This window comes from Pseudozobellia thermophila (genome assembly GCF_900141855.1).
Taxonomy (GTDB): Bacteria; Bacteroidota; Bacteroidia; order Flavobacteriales; family Flavobacteriaceae; genus Pseudozobellia; species Pseudozobellia thermophila.
On the sequence record NZ_FQYU01000007.1, the window covers coordinates 172796 to 196236 of the forward strand.

20 protein-coding genes and 1 tRNA gene are annotated in these 23441 nt (G+C 47.4%); 13 read left to right on the forward strand and 8 right to left on the reverse strand.

Features of this window, described 5'->3' with window-relative positions; all coding sequences use genetic code 11:
- Positions 1-2: 2 nt before the first annotated feature.
- The 3 genes from BUB37_RS16360 to BUB37_RS16370 all read left to right on the forward strand — a co-directional run bounded on the left by BUB37_RS16360 (position 3) and on the right by BUB37_RS16370 (position 8170).
- Positions 3-1580: a SusD/RagB family nutrient-binding outer membrane lipoprotein gene (locus tag BUB37_RS16360; RefSeq protein ID WP_072994898.1), complete on the forward strand. Its 1578-nt coding sequence runs from the start codon at positions 3-5 to the stop codon at positions 1578-1580.
- Between the two features lie 235 nt (positions 1581-1815).
- Positions 1816-5043 carry a VCBS repeat-containing protein gene (locus BUB37_RS16365; protein ID WP_094766772.1) on the forward strand — a complete coding sequence of 1076 codons (3228 nt, stop codon included), beginning with the start codon at positions 1816-1818 and terminating at the stop codon, positions 5041-5043.
- A 7-nt stretch (positions 5044-5050) separates the two neighbouring features.
- A complete protein-coding gene (locus tag BUB37_RS16370) occupies positions 5051-8170 on the forward strand; it encodes a DUF5107 domain-containing protein (RefSeq protein WP_072994900.1) in 3120 nt (1039 codons plus the stop codon).
- 45 nt (positions 8171-8215) lie between these two features.
- On the opposite strand, the gene BUB37_RS16375 is transcribed toward BUB37_RS16370, so the two are convergent.
- Entirely contained in the window at positions 8216-9064 is an 849-nt protein-coding gene (locus BUB37_RS16375) for a DUF2911 domain-containing protein (protein ID WP_072994901.1), read from the reverse strand.
- A gap of 242 nt (positions 9065-9306) precedes the next feature.
- Between BUB37_RS16375 and BUB37_RS16380 the strand changes: the two genes are divergently transcribed.
- The 3 genes from BUB37_RS16380 to BUB37_RS16390 are packed head-to-tail and all read left to right on the forward strand — an operon-like array spanning position 9307 to position 11873.
- Complete coding sequence (locus tag BUB37_RS16380; protein ID WP_072994902.1) at positions 9307-9798, forward strand: SRPBCC family protein; 492 nt, start codon at positions 9307-9309, stop codon at positions 9796-9798.
- Positions 9799-9829: 31 nt separating this feature from the next.
- Positions 9830-10519, forward strand: a complete 690-nt coding sequence (locus tag BUB37_RS16385; protein ID WP_072994903.1) for an SDR family NAD(P)-dependent oxidoreductase — start codon at positions 9830-9832, stop codon at positions 10517-10519.
- A 43-nt stretch (positions 10520-10562) separates the two neighbouring features.
- On the forward strand, positions 10563-11873 hold the full coding sequence (locus BUB37_RS16390) for a cryptochrome/photolyase family protein (RefSeq protein ID WP_072994904.1): 1311 nt from the start codon (positions 10563-10565) through the stop codon (positions 11871-11873).
- A 21-nt stretch (positions 11874-11894) separates the two neighbouring features.
- On the opposite strand, the gene BUB37_RS16395 is transcribed toward BUB37_RS16390, so the two are convergent.
- Positions 11895-12944, reverse strand: coding sequence for a DUF6340 family protein (locus tag BUB37_RS16395; RefSeq protein ID WP_072994939.1), 1050 nt, complete (start codon positions 12942-12944; stop codon positions 11895-11897).
- Between the two features lie 158 nt (positions 12945-13102).
- Here BUB37_RS16395 and BUB37_RS16400 point away from each other — a divergent pair, with 158 nt between their 5' ends.
- A complete protein-coding gene (locus BUB37_RS16400) occupies positions 13103-13552 on the forward strand; it encodes a VOC family protein (RefSeq protein ID WP_072994905.1) in 450 nt (149 codons plus the stop codon).
- An 83-nt stretch (positions 13553-13635) separates the two neighbouring features.
- On the opposite strand, the gene murA is transcribed toward BUB37_RS16400, so the two are convergent.
- The 3 genes from murA to BUB37_RS16415 form a co-directional block, all read right to left on the reverse strand.
- Complete coding sequence (gene murA, locus BUB37_RS16405) at positions 13636-14943, reverse strand: UDP-N-acetylglucosamine 1-carboxyvinyltransferase (protein WP_072994906.1); 1308 nt, start codon at positions 14941-14943, stop codon at positions 13636-13638.
- A gap of 15 nt (positions 14944-14958) precedes the next feature.
- Entirely contained in the window at positions 14959-15606 is a 648-nt protein-coding gene (locus BUB37_RS16410; protein ID WP_072994907.1) for a DUF4290 domain-containing protein, read from the reverse strand.
- Between the two features lie 78 nt (positions 15607-15684).
- Entirely contained in the window at positions 15685-15972 is a 288-nt protein-coding gene (locus BUB37_RS16415; protein ID WP_072994908.1) for a DUF493 family protein, read from the reverse strand.
- A 59-nt stretch (positions 15973-16031) separates the two neighbouring features.
- Here BUB37_RS16415 and BUB37_RS16420 point away from each other — a divergent pair, with 59 nt between their 5' ends.
- The 5 genes from BUB37_RS16420 to BUB37_RS16440 all read left to right on the forward strand — a co-directional run bounded on the left by BUB37_RS16420 (position 16032) and on the right by BUB37_RS16440 (position 20644).
- Entirely contained in the window at positions 16032-16628 is a 597-nt protein-coding gene (locus tag BUB37_RS16420) for an AAA family ATPase (protein WP_072994909.1), read from the forward strand.
- A complete protein-coding gene (locus BUB37_RS16425) occupies positions 16628-18523 on the forward strand; it encodes a RecQ family ATP-dependent DNA helicase (RefSeq protein WP_072994910.1) in 1896 nt (631 codons plus the stop codon). The genes BUB37_RS16420 and BUB37_RS16425 overlap by 1 nt, the downstream gene beginning before the upstream one ends.
- A gap of 34 nt (positions 18524-18557) precedes the next feature.
- Positions 18558-19505: a methionyl-tRNA formyltransferase gene (fmt, locus tag BUB37_RS16430; RefSeq protein WP_072994940.1), complete on the forward strand. Its 948-nt coding sequence runs from the start codon at positions 18558-18560 to the stop codon at positions 19503-19505.
- Between the two features lie 176 nt (positions 19506-19681).
- Positions 19682-19954 carry an HU family DNA-binding protein gene (locus BUB37_RS16435; RefSeq protein ID WP_072994911.1) on the forward strand — a complete coding sequence of 91 codons (273 nt, stop codon included), beginning with the start codon at positions 19682-19684 and terminating at the stop codon, positions 19952-19954.
- Positions 19955-20083: 129 nt separating this feature from the next.
- A complete protein-coding gene (locus BUB37_RS16440; RefSeq protein WP_072994912.1) occupies positions 20084-20644 on the forward strand; it encodes a YqgE/AlgH family protein in 561 nt (186 codons plus the stop codon).
- Here BUB37_RS16440 and BUB37_RS16445 read toward each other — a convergent pair.
- Together BUB37_RS16445 and BUB37_RS16450 are read right to left on the reverse strand one after the other, a co-directional pair.
- Positions 20641-21486 (reverse strand): aminotransferase class IV, encoded by an 846-nt coding sequence (locus BUB37_RS16445; protein ID WP_072994913.1) that lies wholly within the window; start codon positions 21484-21486, stop codon positions 20641-20643. The two genes, BUB37_RS16440 and BUB37_RS16445, sit on opposite strands and share 4 nt — an antisense overlap.
- A 55-nt stretch (positions 21487-21541) precedes the next feature.
- Positions 21542-21925, reverse strand: coding sequence for an START-like domain-containing protein (locus BUB37_RS16450; RefSeq protein ID WP_072994914.1), 384 nt, complete (start codon positions 21923-21925; stop codon positions 21542-21544).
- A gap of 143 nt (positions 21926-22068) precedes the next feature.
- Here BUB37_RS16450 and BUB37_RS16455 point away from each other — a divergent pair.
- Positions 22069-22142 (forward strand) — tRNA-Met (locus BUB37_RS16455).
- Between the two features lie 180 nt (positions 22143-22322).
- On the opposite strand, the gene BUB37_RS16460 is transcribed toward BUB37_RS16455, so the two are convergent.
- Complete coding sequence (locus BUB37_RS16460; protein WP_072994915.1) at positions 22323-22604, reverse strand: RHS repeat-associated core domain-containing protein; 282 nt, start codon at positions 22602-22604, stop codon at positions 22323-22325.
- Between the last annotated feature and the right edge of the window lie 837 nt (positions 22605-23441).

Genomic DNA, 23441 nt, shown 5'->3' on the forward strand with positions numbered 1-23441 from the left:
ATATGAAAAAGTATCTATATATATCGCTTCTGCTCATTGCGGTCAGTGCATGTACCGACGACTTTGAGGAAACGAACACCAACCCTTACGAGATTTCTACGGAATCCTTAAAACAAGATTTCAACCACGTGGGGGCATTCTACCCATCCATGTTGAGTAATTTGTTCGGTATACAAATTGACCATAACCTGGCAGTAACCTCATATGCCCAACATTTGGCACAGCCAACACCTTTTGTTAGCAATGTAAACAATACCACATATTACATTACTTGGAATCGACTGTGGGATTTGCAATACGACAACATCATGGCACCGGCCAAACAGGTTATAGAACTCGCTGAAGCCGATGGCTACAATATCTTTGTGGAATGGGCCAATCTTATACGGGTTCTGTCAATTTCAAGGGCCACTACTTACTACGGCCCGATGATCTATACCAATTATGGCCAAGAAGGCGGCGCCTTGTATGATAGCGAGCCCGAGCTCTATGCCGCATTTTTTAGCGATTTAGACAGGATTATTTCAGTTTTAAATGCAAATACCGACTACACCGGGCTTTCGGATTTTGATGCCAGTTACGGAGGCGATGTTGCCATGTGGGCCAAATTTGCCAATTCATTACGACTAAGGCTTGCCATGAGAATTGTAAAGGCCGACCCGGCATTGGCCAAAACGGAAGGAGAGAAAGCCTTGGCCGATCCGGCCGGTTTGATGGAGACCAATGCCGATAATTTTAATCTTTCCCTATACGGCAACAAGTTCCACCCCGCCCAAATCTGTTTTGAGTGGAACGATACCCGTATGAGTGCCACGATGGAGTCCATTTTGGTAGGATACCAGGATAACCGAATCCATGCCTTCTTTGATCCCGTGGAAGACATGTCGCTAGTTAGCGACCACCCCGAGTGGCCCTATAAAGGTATTCGAAACGGTGGTGAACTGATTGCCAAGGACGACCACCTTCCATTCTCTACAATTGATGAAGACTTCAACGACCCCTCAAAGGTGACTACCCGTAAAATTATGAGTGTAGACGAAGTCTTTTTCTTAAAGGCCGAAGCGGCGCTACGCGGTTGGACAGGCGCCGGGGACGCACAGGCCAACTACGAAGCAGGTGTTAAAGCTTCGTTTGAACTTTGGGGCGCTACAGGTGCCGATGCCTATTTGGCCGATAATACGAGTATACCCATCGACTATGACGACCCCGTCTACGAAGGTGCCGTAAATGATTTTACCAATAGAATCACCAATACCGTAGCATGGGACGAAGCGGCCGACAATGAAACCAAACTGGAGAAAATAATCACCCAAAAATGGATTGCTGCCTATACAAACGAAATGGAAGCTTGGGTCGATTTCAGAAGAACAGGCTATCCCAAATTGCCTTTGGTCTATTTCAATGCCAGTAATGCCGATTGGGGTATCGTGCCGGCAGACGAATGGATCAAACGAATGCCTTTCCCCAATTCCGAAAGGGAAAACAACCCTGCTTCCGTGGCAGATGGTGTTTCCAAGCTCGGAGGCCCGGACGAAATCAATACCCGCCTATGGTGGGATACCGGTGGACCAAACTTTTAATTTTCTAGTTTCAATTGTTTGAAAAAACCTGTAGGGAGGTAATCCTACAGGTTTTTTTCATACAATCTCTGTTCAAATCCCTTAACTGCTATAACCATGGAATTTCCAAAAAATCCTTAAATTCAAACACTTCCTCCAAAACAACTCCTGTATGCCCAGTAATTATCTCAAAATCCCATCAGTACTTCTTTTACTGTTCTTTTCGATTGCATGCGAACGGGAAAACAATGGTAAAATGTTCACTCTGCTTTCTAAAAAGAAAACAAATATCGGTTTTAAGAATATTCTCCAGGAAACCGAGGACTTCAATATTCTAACCTATGGTTATATCTATAATGGCGGGGGGGTATCTGTTGGCGACATCAACAACGACGGACTTCAAGACCTTTATTTTACGGGAAGCATGGTGGGAAGCCATCTGTACTTGAACAAGGGGAACCTCGAGTTTGAGGAAATAGCCAAAGATGCCGGGGTTTTTGCCGAAGGCCTATGGAATACGGGTACCACCATGGTAGATATCAATGCCGACGGCCTCTTGGACATCTATGTGTGCCGATCTGCGGCAAAGGACGACTTTAAAAGAAAAAACTTGTTATTTGTAAATAATGGAGACCTTACCTTTACCGAAAGGGCAGCCGAGTACGGTATAGATGACCCTGGCTATTCGACCCAAGGGACTTTCTTCGATTACGATAAAGACGGCGACCTGGACCTCTATGTCGTAAACCATTCCATTCAAGAATACGCCAGCTTCAGGCAGGTTTCCAAGAAGCTCAAAGAAAAAAGAAACCCCTATTTTGAAGATCATTTCTACATCAACGAAGAGGGTAATTTTCTGATTTCCAATGATGAGGTAGGTCTTGTTTCAAACGTGCTGGGCTTCGGCCTTGGTGTTGCCGTTTCCGATATGAACAACGACAATTGGCCCGATATATATGTCTCCAATGACTTTAATGAGCAAGATTACCTCTATATCAACAACCAAGACGGCACATTTACGGAAAGTCTCGAAAAATTCATAGGACATACTTCCCACTTTTCGATGGGGTCGGATATTGCCGACATTAACAACGACGGCCATCCCGAAATTATGACCTTGGATATGTTGCCCGAAGGAAACTACCGCCAAAAAATGGTCTCTGGACCAGACAATTACGACAAATTCCAGTTTTTGGTAAGCTCCGGATTCTACCATCAGTCCATGAGAAATATGTTCCACCTGAACAACAGCGGACAATCGTTTTCAGAAATAGGCCAGTTCTCCGGAATTTCAAATACCGATTGGAGCTGGGCTCCCTTATTGGCCGACCTTGACAATGACGGCCTTAAAGACCTGTTCATAACCAATGGGGTCAAACGAGACTATACCAATATGGATTTCATGAACTACGCTGTTCAAAAAAAAATGCAGGAAAACAAGGGAGGGGCTGAAATGGCCATCAATGACCTTTTACAGAACATGCCCGCAATTATAGAAGAGAACTATACCTATCGCAACAATGGGGATTTATCCTTTTCAAAAATGAACGAAACCTGGGGACTCGACCAAGAATCACTTTCGAACGGAGCCGCCTATGCCGACCTCGACAACGACGGGGACTTGGACCTCATCGTCAACAATACCGACGCAGAAGCCTTCATTTACAGGAACAACAGCAACCTGCATACCAACAATAACTTTATTAAGATTGCGCTGAAAGGCACCGGAAAAAATAGTTTTGGTATAGGAACAAAAATCGAGATAAAAACCGGCGACCAAATACAGGTTCAGGAAATGATGCCGGTACGCGGGTTTCAATCATCGGTGGACTATAACCTGGTCTTCGGCCTCGGCGAAGCAGAAAAAATTGATAAACTGACCGTCATATGGCCTAACAATAAAGTGCAAACACTGGAAAACCTCACCGTAAACCAAACCTTAACCCTCGAACAATCAAACGCTACGGTTAGCTATACCCCCGAACCACCAAAAGAGCCCATTTACTTTTCCGATGTTTCGAAAGACAGCATCATTCCTTTTGCGCATCAAGAAAACAACTATATCGACTTTAAAAGGGAACAACTCTTGCCCCACAAACTCTCGACACAGGGACCGAAGCTGGCCAAGGGCGATGTAAACGGCGACGGACTCGAAGATATATTTATTTGCGGCGCCAAGGGACAGGCCGGGCAACTCTTCCTTCAGCAAAAAAACCATTCTTTCAAAAGGGTCGATAATCCGTTCCCACAAGATCGGGAGGCCGAGGATACCGATGCCCTCTTCTTTGATGCCGACAATGATGGCGACCTGGACCTTTACGTGGTCGGTGGGGGCCACGAGTTTGATCCCGATGCCCCCGCTTTACAGGATCGCATCTACATCAACAACGGGCGCGGTGGTTTTACCAGAGACGAATCCCGATTGCCCCAAATGCTTGTCAATGGCTCTTGTGTAAAGGCGGCCGATTTTGACGGCGATGGCGACCTCGACCTGTTTGTTGGCGGAAGGTCGGTGCCGGGCCGATATCCGGTCCCGCCCCGTAGTTACCTTCTTGAGAATAACGGCACCGGGCATTTTAAGGATGTGACGACCGATAAAGGTGGGGCCCTGGCCTTTGCCGGGATGGTAACCGATGCCCTCTTTACCGACTTTAACGGCGATGGAATGAACGACCTTATGGTGGTTGGCGAGTTTACGGCCGTACGCAGCTTTGAAAATACGGGGGAAAAATTCGTGGAAACGACGGATTTGGCCGGACTCCAAAAAACTTCGGGATGGTGGAACCGCATTGCCTCGGCCGATTTTGACGGTGATGGCGACCCCGATTACATTGTTGGGAACTTCGGACTCAACTCGCAGTTAAAGGCTTCCGAAAATGAACCGGTTCAACTGTATTCCAAAGATTTTGACGGCAATGGCTCCTTAGACCCCATCCTCACTTCCTACGTTATGGGCGAAAGTTATCCCGTTTTTAGCAAGGATGACTTGGTCGGCCAATTAAGCGGACTGAAAAACAAATACGTCAATTATTCCGATTACGCCAATGAAAAAATTACCGATATTTTCTCGCCGGAAGAACTGTCCGACGCCGAGGTTCTAAGGGCCAATACCTTTGCCACCAGTTACATAGAAAACCTAGGAGGGGGTAAATTTCAAGTCGCCCCCCTGCCCACCGCTACCCAATTCGCCCCCGTATACGGGATCTCAATCGAGGATTTTAACAAGGATGGCCATTTGGATGTCCTACTGGCCGGTAATTTTTACGGCACCAGGGTCAAGTACGGAAGATACGATGCCAATAAGGGTGTACTGCTCTTAGGAACGGGCAAAGGTTCGTTCGAAACCGTTGACCCCTTAAAAAGCGGACTCAACATCGACGGGGAGGTTCGCGATATCGAAAGTATTTCCCTCGACAAGGATCAAAAATTATTCCTCTTTGCACGAAACAACCAATCATTGGCCATCTATAAACTCAAACCCTGAAACAACAATGAAATTCAATTTTGTCAGCCTTGCCCTTGCCCTATTTGTCAATGCCGCGTCTATAGCCCAAACCCAATCGGTCACCATCAAAGAAGAGCTCCGCTCCTTGGACACCTATGGTTTCGATAAACCGAACCCCTTGCCTATTCTAACCGAAAATCCCAAAATATTCCCCTATTTCAAATTCGAGGAATACGATCACAAGGCCAAAAAGAAGGATTGGAAGGTCGTAACCTTGGAAAACGACTATATAAAGGTCATGGTGCTGCCCGAAATCGGGGGCAAGGTTTGGGGCGCCATCGAAAAAAGTACGGGAAAGGAGTTTTTGTACAAAAACGAAGTGGTCAAATTCCGAAATATCGCCATGAGGGGTCCGTGGACCTCCGGTGGCATAGAGTTCAATTTTGGTATTATCGGCCACCATCCCCATACGGCCACGCCCGTCGACTACCTCACCAAGAGGAATGATGATGGCAGCGTCAGTTGTATTGTCGGCGCCGTAGACCTTCCTTCCAATACCTATTGGCAGGTCGAGATACGCCTTGAAAGGGATAAGGCCTACTTCGAAACCAATGCCTTGTGGTACAACGCCTCTCCCCTGACCCAGTCGTATTACAATTGGATGACCGGTGCCGCCGAGGCCACCGACGACCTGGAGTTTTATATACCGGGAAATGCCTATGTAGAACACAATGGCAATGCCCATGCCTGGCCTATTGACAATGAGGGCAGAGATCTATCGCTTTACAGGAACAACAATTTCGGCCCGGCCAAATCGTACCATATCGTGGGCGAATTCAATGATTTTTTTGGAGGATATTACCGCGATAGCCGTTTTGGTTTCGGCCAATGGGCGCCCTATGAGGAAATGCCGGGACAAAAATTATGGCTGTGGGCCTTATCGCGCTCCGGGGGCATTTGGGAAGACCTCTTGACGGATACCGACGGGCAGTACATCGAATTTCAGGCCGGGCGCCTGTTCGACCAATATTTTCCGGGTGCGGTCAATCCCATTAGCCAGGTCGGTTTCGACCCCTATACCACGGATACCTGGAGTGAAATATGGTTCCCCTACAAACAGATCGGGGGAATGGTCGACGCCTCGCCCCATGGTGTGCTCAACGTACAGCACGGCAAGGACAAGCTCTACATAGGAATCAATCCCCTGCAAAACTTGGACCAGGTCTTAAAGGTAGGGATCAACGATAAAATCGTACTTGAGGAAAAACTGGCCCTAGGACCTATGGAGATTTTCACCCGAGAATTGGATGCCGGTCCGGACGACAAGGTTCAAATCACCATAGCGGGTACGGAGCTGTCCTATACATCCGACCCCAAGGCCAATGAACTGAAAAGACCCTTCGATACCGACCCCAAGATCCGACTTTCAAAAACGGAAGAACTGTTGTTCGAAGGTACCGAGGCTTTGGAATATAGGGAATTCGACAAGGCCCACAAGCTATTAAGCGAATTGGTCGGCTTAGACCCCTACCATCAGGCGGGCCTTGTACAACTAGCGGAACTGGAATACCGAAGGGCCAACTACGACACGGCCTTGGCCCACGCCCGTACGGTTCTAAAATGGGACACCTACAACTCCGGGGCCAATTATATGGCCGGTCTTGCTTACCGGGCCCAAAACGATACCATCAATGCCCTTGAGTCTTTGGGCTGGGCCGCCAGGGACGTCAAATACCGCTCAGTGGCCTACGCCCAAATGGCCGAACTTTACCTCGCTTCCAAAAATTACAATAGGGCCCAAACCTATGCCCAAAAGGCCATGGATTTTAATACGTACAACCTCAATGCCCGAAAAGTAAAATTGCTTGCTTTGAGAAAAACGGGAAACTCCGAAGGTTTTGAACGCGAATTGGACGAGCTTTTAAATATGGCACCGCTCTCCCACTTCGCAAACCTGGAAAGGCAATTTATGTCATCACATACGCCCGATCTGGCCCTGCACAATGAATTTCCTTCGGAAACCCTTTTGGGGCTGGCCTTGGAGTATAGAAAATTGGGGCTGGTGGAAGAGGCCCTACAAGTGCTGGACCTACGGCCCGAGGCTACCAAAAATGCCATTTGGTCGGCCTATCTGAGGGACGGGAATGAAAATTTTGGTAGTGCGGAGGCCCTAAGGGCCCTATCGCAGGCCCCTATCGAATTCGTACTCCCCTATCGAAGGGAAACCCTGCCCGTATTGGAATGGGCCGTAGCGCAAACCGGCCATTGGAAGTTCAGGTACTATTTGGCCCTGAACTATTATGCCGTAGGAAGAAACAAAGAGGGGGAAGCCCTTTTACAAGGTCTAGGAAGCACCCCCGACTCGGATGTCTTCTACCGGTTCCGGGCCAAAATGTTAAAGGACAGGCCGATTGCCGAAGTGGAAGCCGATTATGAAAAGGCCCTGGAACTCAAGCCCAAGGACTGGAAGGTATGGGAAGAAAACATTCTCTTCTATTTGGACCACCAACAATTCGACCAGGCCTATAAACGCTCCAAACGCGCCTACAAGAAGTTCTTGGACAACTATAACATTGGTTTGGCCCATGCCAAGGCCCTGTTGAACACCGGAAGGTACACCGAGGTACTGTCCGTACTGGAAAAAATTGAAGTCCTCCCCTACGAACATGCCAGTGAGAGCCGTGAAATCTACGAGCGTGCCCACTTGGCCCTCGCTGTGAAAAAAATGAAAAGCAAGGCCTACGACAAGGCCATCGCTCTCTTGAACAAGGCAAAGGAATGGCCCGAGAACATCGGGGTGGGCAAACCCTATGGTCCCGACGAAAGGGCACAGGACTATCAACTGGCCCTGGCCTCGAAATATATCGGGGAAACAGAGAAAAACCTTTCCCTATTGGAGCAAATTGCCCGGTACACCCAAATGCATCCCGAAAGGAACAGCATCAACCATTTATACGGACTATTGGCCCTCAGGCAATTGAACAGGGACAAGGAAGCCGACCTGCTCCTGACAAAGTTAAAATCCAACACCGACGACGGTCATTTTAAAACACGATTGGCGGTGGCCCTCTTTGAAAACGACAAAGGGGAGTTGGAGACTATAAAAACAAAGCACAAGATTCCCAACGATGTCATCGAAGTGGCCCAATGGGCCGTGTCTCAATAAAAAAGGGTCCCTTTCCGGGACCCTTTCTACTTTATGATGGGTTTCCTATTTGGCGCCCCACTCTTTCAATGACTCGGTGTTCATCTTAACATAGTCGTCGTTACCGGCTTCCTTAGCCTTGGCCAAGGACTTTTTGGCCGCCTTGATGGCTGCCTTTTTATCGCCTGCCTTCGCTTTGATGAGCGACTGTTGGCGCAACTGCCAAAAAGCGGGTTCTTCGGTCATGTCCATGGCCTTGTCCATCCACTTATCGGCCTGGGCGATATCCTTGCCCTCGCTGAAATAGTAAACCGCCGCCGCATAATAATCGTTGGCCGTGGGACTCCCAGCCATCACTGTCTCTATGCTCTTTGAAACCTTGGCATCGGTTGGAAACTCAATAGGTACGCCAACGTAAGTTCGTTCCCACATGAGCCCCAAAACGGCGGAACTGCTCGTCAGGTCGTCGAAGGTAATGGTAAAGGTTTCAATGTCGACGGGTAATCGATAGACATCGACCGTGGTCTTTGCCGCTACCTTACTATCGTCCCAAACCTTAGGGGTTCCTCCCCCCTCGACCTCGGTATAGAAAAACACTTCCCAAGACTCTTTTCCCGGCTTGGTATAAAGGGCGTACGAACCGGCCTTCAATTCTTGCCCGTCGACCTTTACATCGTCGCTGAACGTAATTTTGGTGCGGGCATTCGCCCCGGTTCGCCAAATTTTACCGTATTCCACAAGACCTCCCAAAATGGTTCTACCGCGCATCGAGGGCCTTGAGTATTCAATGGTCACATCGGTCAACCCTACTTTCTGCTCCAACCTAGAGGCCGGGCTGGGTGCCGGGGTCTCGATCTGTGCTTCCACGACCGTAGAAAGCACTAAAGCAATTGCTAAAAGGAATGATTTTTTCATTTGAATTGATTTTATAGTTTTCCCAAAACTACTTAGAAAGTAAAACTTCAATCGTTAACAAATCCTTAAATAACCAAAAAACAAAAAAACAAAAAACATTAACAATCAACCGTTTATACGATTCCTCCATTTTTAGGTCCGGTCAAGGCGGACCAGGATCTCAATAAGATAATTTTTTAACTGTTTAAACATAATATATTTTAGTTAAACAAAAATGAACCTATCTTTGGTAAAACCGCGAAATGAAACTATACCGCCTCTATTCGAAACAGGCCTTGGCAATCGACAGGAAAACGGCTTGGGACTTTCTATCCGACCCTAAGAACCTAAGCGTTATCACGCCAGGACACATGGGGTTCCACATCCTGTCGGGCGCCGACAGGCCCATGTTCAGCGGACAAATTATTCAGTATAGGGTATCGCCTTTTCCGTTTTATTCGATCAAGTGGGTCACCGAAATAACCCACGTCAAGGCAAGCGAATACTTTGTAGACGAGCAACGTTTCGGCCCCTATGCCCTGTGGCACCATAAGCATTTTATCAAGGATGTCGAGGGCGGTATCGAGATGGAAGACCTCATCGACTACAAACTGCCTTTTGGGGTATTGGGGCAGATGGCCCATCAGCTTTTTGTAAAAAAACAATTGCGTGAAATTTTTCTCTATCGTGAACAGAAGCTGGGCCAGTTATTTGGCGAGATCAAGGGCAATTCAAAATCGCTTGCCATAACGTAGGCCATTGTGTTTCAAATCCAAAGTCAAGTTTATGAAAAAAACTATTTTAATGATCGGGGGATCACACGGTATCGGCTCTTCACTTGTCGATCAGCTCAAAGATAGGCACCGGCTTATCGTCGCCTCTAGAACCCACAGCACATTGCCGGACAGTGTAAGACATATTCCCTTCGATGCGCAAAACGACGATTTGGACACAGGTTCGCTGCCGGAATCACTCGACGGTTTTGTGTACCTTCCGGGCAGTATCGACCTCAAACCTTTTACCATGCTCGATGTCGAGACTTTCGAAAAAGACATGCTCATCAATTTTTTTGGCATGGTAAAGGTTCTTGGGAGCGTAGTCGAAAGAATGTCGGCGGGGGCCAGTCTGGTGCTCTTCAGCAGCGTGGCGGCAGGTACCGGAATGGCCTACCATACCAGTATTTCGGCGGCCAAAGGGGCCATAGAGGGCTTTGCAAGGGCTTTTGCGGCAGAATATGCCCCGAAGCTAAGAATCAATGTAATCGCCCCCTCGTTGGTAGACACTCCCTTGGCGAAACGCTTGTTGAACAACGATAGGAAAAGGGAAGATATGGCAAGTCGGCATCCCCTAAAAAAGATAGGCAGCCCGGAAGATATCGCCCATATGGCCCAATTTCTCTTAAGTGACGACAGCCGGTGGATAACGGGTCAGGTCCTTGCCGTAGACGGGGGCTTGTCAACCCTCAGCGGCAGTTGACCCATGCCTTTTAAAAAAGTATATTTATTTGAACCGTAAAGACATGAAAGACACAATTGCTATTTTTTGGTTTCGCAGGGACTTAAGGCTCGACGACAACGTGGGCTTTCTGGCCGCGCTTAAGGGAAATTCACCGGTTATGCCCCTCTTTATCTTTGATAAGCAAATTTTGGAAAACCTGCCCGAAGACGATGCCCGGGTCACCTTTATTTACGACAACCTTCAAAAAATGCGCAAAGAGCTTCAAGACCGACACGACAGTAGCATTGCACTCCACTATGGTAGTCCTAAGGACGTTTTTAAGTCGCTCTTGGAGAAATACACCATAGACTGCATATATACCAACCACGATTATGAGCCCTATGCCAAGGAAAGGGATGGCGAAATACGCAATTTTTTAGAAGGCCACCACATCCCCCTTAAAACCTTTAAAGACCAGGTGATTTTCGAAAAGGATGAAATTGTCAAAAGTGACGGAGACCCCTACCTGGTCTATACGCCGTACAAAAACAAGTGGAAAGGGCACTTTAAGGCCGACGACCATCTTAAAATCCGCTACACGAGCCAATTTTTGGGCAACCTAGTAAAAAACACGCGCCTGCCCAATTTAAAACTGGGCGATATGGGCTTTAAAATGTCGTCGATCAAGGTGCCCGATTATACCCTTACCCCCAGCCTTGTTGCGAATTATGAAAAGACCCGGAATTTTCCGGCCAAGGAACAGGGCACTTCCAGACTCGGTCCGCACCTCCGTTTCGGTACCGTTTCCGTAAGAAAAATGATGAAGAAGGCCATAGCTGAAAAGAACGAGGTTTTTTGGAGTGAGCTAATTTGGCGCGAATTCTTTATGCAGATACTGTATCACTTTCCCCATACCGTAAACGAATCGTTCAAGAAAAAATACGACCGTATCGAATGGATCAATGACGAAAAGCACTTCGAAAAATGGAAGGAGGGAAAGACGGGCTATAAATTGGTCGATGCGGGCATGCGGGAACTTAACGAGACGGGCTATATGCACAACAGGGTGCGTATGTTGGCCGCGAGCTTTCTATGCAAGCACCTACTGATCGATTGGCGCTGGGGCGAGGCCTATTTTGCCGAAAAACTGCTCGATTATGAGATGAGCAGCAATGTAGGCAATTGGCAATGGGCCGCCGGAAGCGGTGTCGATGCCGCCCCCTACTTCCGTATTTTCAACCCCATGACCCAGGTCGATAAATTTGACAAGGAAAAAAAATACATTTCGAAGTGGGTGCCCGAACACGATTCCGCCACCTATCCGAACAAGATCGTAGACCACAAAGAGGCACGCGAAAGGTGCCTCAAGGTATATAAGGCCGCCCTGGGTTGACGTCCCCGCCGGCCTAAAAGATCAGCGGGACAGCTGCTCGTCCAACCTTTGTTGTTCGGCCATACGGTACTTTAAGATATTCACGTATTTAAGGGCATTGGTAATCTCGTAATCGGCATATGATTTTGAGGCCCATTCCATGGCCTTTTCCAAATCGCCGTTAATTTCATTGATGATGGCCATGTTGTAACAGGCCCGTCCCGCTATTTTCGCATCGGGGTTCCGTACCTCTTTCTCCCATAATTGGGCGGCTCCCTCCCAATCACCGGTCTGGGCGCGACGCTGGGCTATTTTAAAATTGTCGGTACCCCTAACGAAGTATTCCCTGGTAACCCTCTTTCGCAATGGCATTAGGTTTCTACCGTAGCGGTTTCCGAGGTTATTGCTGGTTTGGAGTACGGCTTCCTTACGACCGATAATGGCCTCTACCGCCTTTATGGGGTTAACGCCCTCACCAACCGATGCAATTCGGTTGTTCTCCACATATTCGTCCAAAATATATTTTTGCCGGGGATCGTATACCCGCCATCCGTTTTTGATCTCGGTATTCAGGGTAACCTTATGGCCGGGAATGGTAGCCTTGATTCCCAAGTTGTTGGGCACGGTTACCATAGTGCTTTCGTAGGTTGCCTTGGTATCGGTATCGTAAAATTCCAAGGAAAGCAGTACATCGACATCAAATTCATCGCAAATTTGCTGTACGGCCTCCCAGCCCAAGGCGGCCGGAAAAACCCCTAGTCCCTTTCGCTGGATCTCAATGTCTTCTATGATCACCACGTTTTCGAACCTATTGTATGCCGATAGCTCATCGTAAAGCCCCGTAATCGCCGATTCAGCCCCTTCCCTATCGAGGTTTAATCCTTCCAACGACAATATTCTGTCTATCTGGTCGACGGTTTTGTTTCCTGCGGAGGGGATACTTCTATTGATTAGGCCCACCTTTGTCACATTTGAGGGCACACTGATACGGGCTGGCTCCAACACCCCCATTGTCAAGGTACTTGTAGAGGTACAACTAGCCCCCGACAGCACAAGGCCGGCGGCGCATAATAAGCGAAAAAATTTCTTCATGGTCCGGTTTCTTTGGTTAAATGAAAGTCCCGATGGCTCGGAGACGTTACATATAAACTCCATTTTATCGTGAATTATTGCCATAAGGCAGGTATGATGATATGGAAATAGGGCAGATTGGGCGGTAATGGTTACCTTCGGGCCCAAATATCCGACTTATGAAAAAATTCTTCGTCCTTTTGCCCATACTCTACGCCCTTCCTTTGTTAACCTCAGCACAGTCCTTTGATTTTAGTATCGATCATTTGGCCCTCGTTGTGGAAGATTCGGATGTCAGCGCCGATTTTTATGGCAACATCCTGGGATTGGAAGAAACCCCGCACCCCGATAGGGCACCAGGTTTTAGGTGGTTTGTCGTCAGTGGTCGTTCGCAGATCCATTTAATAGAAAAAGACGTTGCCCCCTTTGAAAAAAATAAGTCCATGCATTTGTGCCTGTCCACCCAAGATCTTGATGGGGTGATCGCCCATTTGGAAAAAAACGGCATTCCCTATTGGGACTGGCCCGGAAAGAAAGGCGCGGTTACCTTGCGTACCGACGGGGTACGACAGATATACCTTCAAGATCCCGATGCGTATTGGATCGAGATAAATGACGCCAAACATTAGCACGCGACCGCCCATTCGCCGGCGACTAGGCCGCCCGGTCATTGGTCATCGCGATGTACCCTTGGCGCTATGAACGGCGCTCGTTACACCCGGGTGATCTTGGCCCCGATGGCCCTTAATCGCGTATCGATATCCTCGTACCCGCGATCGATCTGCTCGATGTTATGGATGGTGGAAGTACCCTTGGCCGAAAGTGCCGCTATCAACAGGGAAACCCCTGCCCTAATATCCGGCGAGGTCATTGTGGTCGCCTTTAGGGTCGATTTGAAGTTATGGCCTATGACGGTGGCCCTATGCGGATCGCATAGAATAACCTTTGCCCCCATATCCAAAAGTTTGTCGACAAAGAACAGACGGCTTTCGAACATTTTCTGATGGATCAACACCTCGCCCTTTGCCTGGGTAGCCACCACTAGGATAATGCTTAAGAGGTCAGGGGTGAGTCCCGGCCATGGGGCATCGGCAATGGTCAGGATGGAACCATCGATGTAATTCTGTATTTCGTATCCGTCTTTGTGTTCGGGAATATAGATATCGTCGCCCCTGCGCTCGAGCTGAATCCCCAATTTTCTAAAAACCGTAGGTATTTGCCCTAGGTCGTCCCAGCTCACGTTTTTTATGGTCAGTTCGCTCTTGGTCATGGCCGCAAGTCCGATCCAACTTCCGATTTCGATCATATCGGGAAGCATGGTGTGCTCGGTACCCCCCAATTTATCGACCCCTTCTATTTCCAAGAGATTGGAGCCCACACCCGAAATTTTGGCGCCCATACGGTTGAGCATTTTGCACAATTGCTGCAAATACGGTTCACAGGCCGCATTGTAAATGGTGGTCTTACCTTCGGCGAGAACGGCGGCCATCAATATATTGGCCGTACCCGTTACCGAGGCCTCGTCGAGCAACATGTACGTGCCCTTCAGCTTTTTGGCCTCTACCCCATAGAAGTACTCCTCTTTGTTGTAGCGGAACTTGGCCCCTAGGTTGATAAAGCCCTCGAAGTGGGTATCGAGCCTGCGGCGGCCTATTTTATCGCCCCCGGGCTTGGGTATATAGCCCTTGCCAAAACGGGCCAATAGGGGGCCTACGAGCATAATGGAGCCCCGGAGTCCGCGACCGTCTTGTTTGAACTTTTCCGATTGCAGGTACTCGAGATTGACATCGTCGGCCTTAAAGGTATACGAACCTTTTTTTCGTTTTTGGATCTTTACGCCCAAATCCTCCAGTAACGCGATGAGTTTATTGACGTCTACGATGTTCGGGATGTTGTTGATCGTAACCTCTTGGTCAGTAAGTAAAACTGCACAGAGAATTTGCAAGGCCTCGTTCTTAGCGCCCTGTGGGGTTATCTCACCGGAAAGTTGGTGACCGCCCTCAATTTTAAAGGTGCCCATGTAAGCTGGAGAATATTAGTATCGCTTTTTACCGCGATTGTTATTTCTTTGGTTCTTTTTGCCCGAATTGTTGCGGGGCGTTTTAGCTACCCTGTTTTTCAAGAACTGGCCACTGTCGGTAAGGTTTTCGCCGGTAAGGTCGATCTGCCCATCGCTCAACTCGTACAGGTGTGCGAAAATGGCCTTGTCGTCAACGGTATCCTTGTTCCAGTTCAGGTAACATTTTTTCATGTGGTTGGCAATGGCGTATTCAAGTCCGTCGCGCATATCGCCCTTCTCCCACTTTACGGCAACATCGATCATTCTTTTGATGTTGTTTCCATAAAACCTGTATTTAGGGTGGTTCTGGGGATATTTCAATGGTTCGGGACGCTGTTGAAGAATTTCCTTGCTCGTAATGGGAAAGGGCGATTTTACATCCAACTTAAAATTGGACATAATAAACAACTGGTCCCAAAGCTTGTGTTGAAAATCGGGCACATCGCGCAAATGGGGCTGAATATTGCCCATTACACTAATAATGGCCTGGGCCACCCGGTTTCGTTCTTCATCGTCTTCTATCGATACCGCATAATCGACCATTTTCTGAAAATGACGCCCGTATTCGGGTATGATCAACTTTGGCCGCTCGGTATTATATTCTAGGTTTTCTACTAAATTCAAATTGAAAATTTTTGCTTAAAAAAAAGGAAGTACACTTATAACGCCTGCAAATTAAGAAAATTATAGCTTAAAAACTATTTACAGCGATATTACTCCTTCCACTTGGCTTACTTCCTTGTACTTTACGATAACTTCTTCGGGACTATTGAGGTTGACCGTAACGGATACACTGGTATATTTTCCCTTTTTTGACAGCTTCGATTCGATAACGGCCCCCGTATTGTCGAATATCTTATGAATCTGTGCTATTTTCTCCGGCTCGCTCAATACAATAAACTTGTACAGGTAATCGGAAGGCCATTTGGTGGTCTCTTGTAACTGCTCCCGTAAGCGGATATAAAACGCTTCTGATTTTTTCTGATCCATATACCTCATATTTTATACAAAGGTACTTCTTAAACGGGCCATTTTAAAATCATTGTGGAATGATTACTTTTGCGAGCCTAAGCCTTTTGCATTTGAGCATTAAAAAAGTTGTCATTACCGGTGGCCCAAGTACGGGCAAGACCTCTGTCATCAAACATCTTGAACAAAGGGGCTACTTCTGTGTGCACGAACTGATACGAAGTATGACCTCCGCGGAAAAGAAGGGTACAAGCGGAATTAGCTTTGAGACCAATCCGATCGTTTCGGTAAAGGACCCAAAAAAGTTCAATCAAATGCTTTTGGATGGCCGTATCGACCAGTACCACATAAACCCCGTTCCGGGAACCGACATTGTTTTCTACGACCGTGGCATACCCGATGTACATGCGTATATGGATTGCTTCGGACAAGATTACGATTCCGCTTTTGCCCAAGCCTGCTACGACTACCGCTACGATGCCATTCTGTTGATGCCCCCTTGGGAAGAGATATACGCCGTTGACAACGAAAGGTTTGAAACCTATGAGGAATCCGTTCGGGTTTTCGAATGTCTTGAAAAGGCCTATACCCGATTCGGGTACACCGTCACCTTGGTTCCGAAAGGAAGTATCGAAGAACGCAGCGATTTTATTTTAGAACGTTTAAAATTAGTCTAATGCCCACCGACCCCATCTCCATTCTCAGGCAATATTGGGGCTTTTCGAGTTTTAGGGGGTCCCAGCAAAAGATCATCGATGCCGTGCTTGAAAAAAGGGACGTTTTGGCCCTTTTGCCTACCGGGGGCGGCAAATCGGTATGTTTCCAAATACCCGCCATGGTCCAGGAAGGCCTGTGCATTGTGGTTTCCCCACTCATCGCATTGATACACGACCAAGTAAACGGCCTGAGGGAAAAGGGCATCAAGGCGATTGCCCTGACCGGGGGCATATCTTTTGACGAACTGAACAACCTGCTCGACAATTGTCTTTACGGAAACTATAAATTTCTCTACCTATCACCCGAACGCCTGAAACAAGAGATGGTAATCGATAGGATCAGGCAGATGAACGTTAACCTGGTCGCCATAGACGAGGCCCACTGCATCTCGCAATGGGGCCACGACTTTAGGCCCGCCTATTTGGAATGCGGTCAATTGCGCGAATACCTTCCTGGTACGCCCTTTATCGCCCTAACCGCCACCGCTACCGAAAAAGTAGCTTCGGACATTGTCGAAAACCTCGGTTTTAACGATCCCTTTGTGGTCAAGGACTCCTTTTCCAGACCCAATCTGGCCTTTAAGGTGATGCACGTAGAGGACAAAAGGCACCGATTGGGGGAATTATGCCAAAGCACCTCGCAAAGTACCATCGTCTATGTGCGTACGCGAAGAAGCACCCAAGAGCTGGCCCAATTCCTTAATTCGGGCCAATGCAAGGCCACCTATTTTCACGGCGGCCTTACCCAAAAGGAAAAGCGGGAAAAGCTCGAGGCCTGGTTAAGCGACAAGGTACAGGTTATGGTAGCGACCAATGCCTTTGGCATGGGTGTCGACAAACCCGATGTGGCCCTTGTGGTGCACTACCAAATTCCCGACTGCATAGAAAATTATTTTCAGGAGGCCGGAAGGGCGGGCCGGAACGGAAAGGGGGCCCAGGCCGTGCTGCTTACCAACAAAACGGACGAAGAACTTTTAAAAAACCAGTTTTTGGGGGCTTTGCCCGATACCCCCTTCCTGAAAAAAATATACAACAAGCTCAACAACTACTTTCAGATTCCCTACGGGGAAGGCAGCAACGAAAAGTTCCAGTTCAATTTCCACGACTTTGTTTCGGTCTACAAATTAAATTCCTTCCTAAGCTATAACGCCCTTCGGATTTTGGACCAATATTCGGTCATTTCCCTGTCCGAATCCTTCTCCAAACTAACGACCGTTCATTTTATATGTGATAAGGAAACGATTTTCGATTACCTCGAATCGAACCAAAACATAGACCAAGTGGTCAAAACAATCCTGCGTTCCTATGGCGGGGTATTTGATTTCGAGACCAAGATAAATACGGTACTTATAGCGAAAAAGGCCCATGTAAGCGAAGAACGGGTAATCGGGGTATTGGAACAACTCGAGAAGGACGGTATAATTGCCTACCAATCGCAGCACAACGATCTGGAGATAACCTTTTTGGTCCCGAGGGAAGACGACCGTACCATCAATGTATTTGCCAAAAAGGTAGCGGAACTCAACCGCACCAAGGTCGAAAAAATAGAGGCCATGCTCAAATACATCCATACCGAAAACACCTGTAGAAGCAAGCTGCTACTGCACTATTTCGGGGAAAAGGCCGTAAAAGATTGCGGTATATGCGATAGCTGCCTCAAGAAGGCCCAAGGCCCTGTCGACCTGCAGCCTATCGAAGAAAGAATACTTTATGTACTGCGGGAAGCCCCCCAAGGTTCCAGGTACCTGATCAAAAAACTGAACGAAAGGGAAGATGTGGTACTTGATGCCCTACGGGACTTGCTGGCCGATGGTATCATACGTATAAACCCAAGAAACGAATACGAGATAGGCTAAGGTTTTCCTTGGCCCGGAATAAAACATGATAAATATGAAAGATTTACGCATTGTATTTATGGGCACTCCCGAGTTTGCCGCCACCACCCTTAAAAGATTGGTTGAGGAAAACTACGCTATCGTTGGTGTAATAACGGCACCGGACAGACCTGCCGGCCGGGGCAGAAAGCTGCAACAATCGGATGTCAAAAGATACGCCCTGGAACAAGGGCTTACCGTTCTGCAGCCCACCAACCTAAAAAGCGAGGATTTTCTGGACCAATTAAAGGCGCTCAGGGCCAACCTACAGATCGTGGTGGCCTTCCGTATGCTTCCCAAGGTGGTATGGGCCATGCCCGAATACGGTACCTTTAACCTGCACGCCTCCCTGCTTCCGGATTACCGCGGTGCGGCGCCCATCAACTGGGCGATCATCAACGGGGAAACCGAAACGGGGGTCACTACCTTCTTTATCGACGAAAAGATCGATACCGGGGAAATCATCCTCCAGCAAAAAACAAGCATCTCCCCGGAAGACAATGCGGGTAGCCTACACGACAAATTGATGGTTTTGGGGGCGGACTTGGTAGTAAAGACCGTTCGCGAAATCGAGGCGGGAACGATCCAAACCCAAAAACAGGTATCGGACCGGCCCTTAAAGGAAGCCTTTAAGATCCATAAGGACACCTGCAAGATCGATTGGTCGCAACCCATTGAAACCATTCACAACCACATCAGGGGGCTAAGTCCCTACCCCGGGGCCTGGAGCCACCTTATCAACGGAACGAAGGAAGTATTCGTAAAAATTTACGCCTCTTCCATAGAACGGACGGAACACAACCTGGCCACCGGTAGTGTAATCAGCACCAAAAAAGAATTAAAAGTTGCCGTCGAAGATGGTTTTATCGACCTACGCGAATTGCAGCTTCCGGGCAAAAGGAAGATGAAGACGGCAGACGTTCTGAACGGTCTTGAAATCGAAAAAAATGCCCGCATGTCGTAAAGCCCCGTTATCATTGGGCTGCGAGAGAAGTAAAAAAAGCCCTACTTTATTAACAAACCGCCTTAGTTATCAACAAAAACCCTGATTTGCCCCGTTTTTACTTGCGTTGACCACAAATCCGTATAAATTTGTTAAACGATTTAAATTATTATAACAACAATTAATTTAATTACATTATGAACAAAACAGAATTGATCGATGCAATGGCAGCGGATGCCGGCATCACAAAAGCGGCAGCTAAAAAAGCATTGGAATCTTTCTTGGGTAACGTCGAGGGGTCTTTGAAAAAAGGTGATCGCGTTTCTTTGGTCGGTTTCGGTTCTTGGTCTGTTTCCAAAAGAAACGCTAGGGAAGGAAGAAACCCTTCAACTGGAAAAACTATCAAAATCGCAGCTAAAAACGTTGTTAAGTTCAAAGCTGGATCAGATTTGGCTAATTCAGTAAACTAATTACTGATAGGAAATAAGATATGGCGTTCCCGTGTTTCGTACACGGGAACGCTTTTTTTATGGTAACTAGCCTTGATTTTTATAAGAAATATCTTATTTTAGTTTTGAATAGCCATTTACTATAGTACAATGATCGACGTTAAACCTCAAAAAGGCAAGCTCTTGATAGCCGAACCATCGCTGACCGGCGATGTTTCCTTTAATCGCTCTGTCGTGCTTCTGGCCGAGCACAACGAAGAAGGCTCCGTGGGCTTTATTTTGAATAAGCCTTTGGAGTACTTTATCAACGACTTGGTCAAGGAAATTACCATTCCCTTTCAAATGTACAACGGCGGACCCGTAGAACAAGACAACCTGTATTTCATTCACCGGGTGCCCCACCTGATCGCCAATAGCATCGAAATATCGGACGGTATTTATTGGGGCGGCGATTTCGAGAAGATCATCGACCTTATCAATACCCGGGTCATCTCGGAAAACGATATCCGTTTCTTTTTGGGCTACTCGGGATGGTCGGCCTATCAATTGGACCAAGAGCTTTCCTCAAACTCGTGGATCGTGGTAAAAAACGATTACCAGAGCGACATTATCAACAAATCGGCCGATGCCTTTTGGAAAGAAAAGATGCTCGAGCTCGGGGGCAATTACCTATTGTGGTCCAACTCGCCCGAAAACCCCAGTATGAACTAGGCCAAACGCGCGTTCGCGTTCAGTTTTCCCACGAGGTCTTGCGCGACCGTGGTATGGTATTGTTTTTTCCTGTATTTACTGACCGGTCGAATGCCTACAACACTATTGGTAATAAAGAGCTCGTCGGCCTTTTGGAGTTCAAATGGCGAAACCGCCCCTTCCTCAAAGCTATATTCCTCCAACTTTTTCAGTATCGCTATCAGCTTTTTTCGCAAAATGCCGTCCAAACACCCATGTTCAAGAGGGGGCGTTTTAATATGTCCGTCCTTGACCACGAAAATATTTCCGTTCAGGGCCTCTACCACTTGTTTATCGCCGTTTAGGAGCAAGCAGTTTTGAAGGCCGTTTTCTTCGGCAAAAATGCTTCCTACCACATTGAGGACCTTGTTGTTCGTCTTTAGGTTGGAAAGCATGTCCTTGTTCACATAAAAATCTTTGTAAAGATCAACCTCGTAGGGCGTACCGTCAAGCACATAAAAAGGTTCGGCCAGCGGGTCGGCCTCAATGATATAGGAAATATCATTGCTTTCGGGGAGGTAGCGGCCTCCATCGTTTCTATAAACCGTAAGGCGTACCCGCGCCGGGGCCCGGTCCAAGCCATTGGCCTCGACCGTTTCCATTATTCGTTCCTCAAGAAACTCCATGGTAAAGTTCATGGGTATCTCCATACGCAGGATCCGCATAGAGGCCATAAGCCTCAGATAGTGGTCTTCCCAAAAAATCAGTTTTCCGTTTAGGGCACGCATCGCTTCAAAAAGACCGTCGCCGTACCGCAGTCCCCTATTCCGATGGTCTAAAAAAGGCGTGTTTTCCGCTAGAAGGTTTCCGTTGTAATTGATCATAAAAAAAGTCCCGATAATTATCGGGACCAAAGATAAGGTTAATGCGATTAAGAGCCTATTTTGACCCTAGAACTTGTTTTAAGTCGGACACTTGGTTTCTCCACAACATTTTGGCTTCCTCCACCTCGTCCTCTTCGGCAAAATCGGTGATGAACAACGAGAGGTCTTTGGTGATCTCGTCAACGATGATCTTCATTTCGAAGTAGGAATCGTCATCGTTATCGACCCAGGCAAACTTTACAAACTCGTCGCTTTTTCGCTTCAGCAGTTTGGCCTCTTCCTCCGCGCCATCCCAAATAAAATTGAACATTTCCCCACGTGAATTGACATTATCGGCAAACCATTCGGAGAGACCGGAAGGCGTAGATATATACTGATACAGCAGTTGCGGCGAAGACTGTATTACAAATTCAAGTTCAAATTTTATTTTGTCGCTCATTCTTTCTTTACTTTTTTCTTACGGGCAATATATAGATTTCCTTATGATAAAAAAATAAAACCCATATAATATTTTTTTGGGCGAGTTATGTTGATGGACACAAAATTTACCATTATATTTGCACCCGTTTGAAAAAACGACCTGGCGAGGTAGCTCAGCTGGTTAGAGCGTCGGATTCATAACCCGGAGGCCGAGGGTTCAAGTCCCTCTCTCGCTACAAAAGGTTCAAGACCTGTAAAATAGACGGTTTGTGTAGATGCACAGACCGTTTTTTTATGCCCCTACCCTTCACCCCATCAAGCAATTATGCCCTTATAAAAAGAAAGCTTTGTTGTGATGTGTCCGTACCCCTTTTCCTCGTTACCGTAAGAGTCGACGCAGAGCAGCCACCCACGACTCATCCGGCAAGACCATCTTTAAGCCCGGCCCGTAGTCCTTGGCCAAAGTTGCCACCGTTAAGCCACGAGTTTCCGGCACCGCCCACAAAGCCCCCCGCAAAACCTGCTCCGGCCCCCGAAGCGGCCCCGACGTTGACAGCCACCCTAAAGAATTCCCCACTTGGGTCCACGTACATCAACGGGTTGTTCCAAACATAGCTGTACCTGTTATAGCTCAGGGTACTGTAGGGATCCTGTACGAAGCTGTCGGGGGTTACAAAATGCCCTAAGCCGATACACACAACCGTTCATTCCCACCTATTAATCTGCCTTCACGGGTAGGCCAGATTAACGACGAAGGGATATAGTGATCCTCTTAACCAAGCATATCTGATATTCCCTGCATAATCAATCTGTAATCACGGTAAAATTCATAAATGTTCCACAACAGCAGAAACGATACCAATACCGCGAAGAGCCTTTCATTACGGTTCAATTTGACTTTGCGTGCTCTAAGGAACAGTGTGATTAGATAAAGGGAACATGCAGGAATCGCTAGAATCGGCAGGTATAATCCAAAGTTGTCCATGGTCTGGTTAACTAAAATATTTATACAATTCGTAAGCGCTCCATAGGATCATGAAGATTGCACCCAAACGACCAAAAAACGCCCTTATATCGTGATACAGATCACTTGTTTCTTTGCTTACATACGGGTCGCTATTTTCATTTTCGTCCACGGCGGATTTAGAATGCTTGACCGATTTACTGAAAAAGATCAGATATACAGTGCATCCAACAATCATTAAGATATATTTCCAGTAGCCCATCCTCAATATTATTGATTGTTTATAATGGCCTGTTCTATTAACTTTATTTTCAAACTCTTGTTCTGTAACAATATTTTAGTAGCCAACTGTGAGCCTGGTATTCTTTGGATTAATGCATCGGTACCCAAATCAATTGCAAAAGCCCCAGTACTTGTTCCCCCCTGTACCCAATTGGCGGTCGCGGCGGACTCCATCAGCGATCCGCCAAAGGAGATTCCGTTGCCTAAGGCGAACATAGGAGCTCCTATCCCTGCACCTACTGTTCATCCCCCAATTTATAGGAAAGCTTTTATACAAAACTAGGTTAAT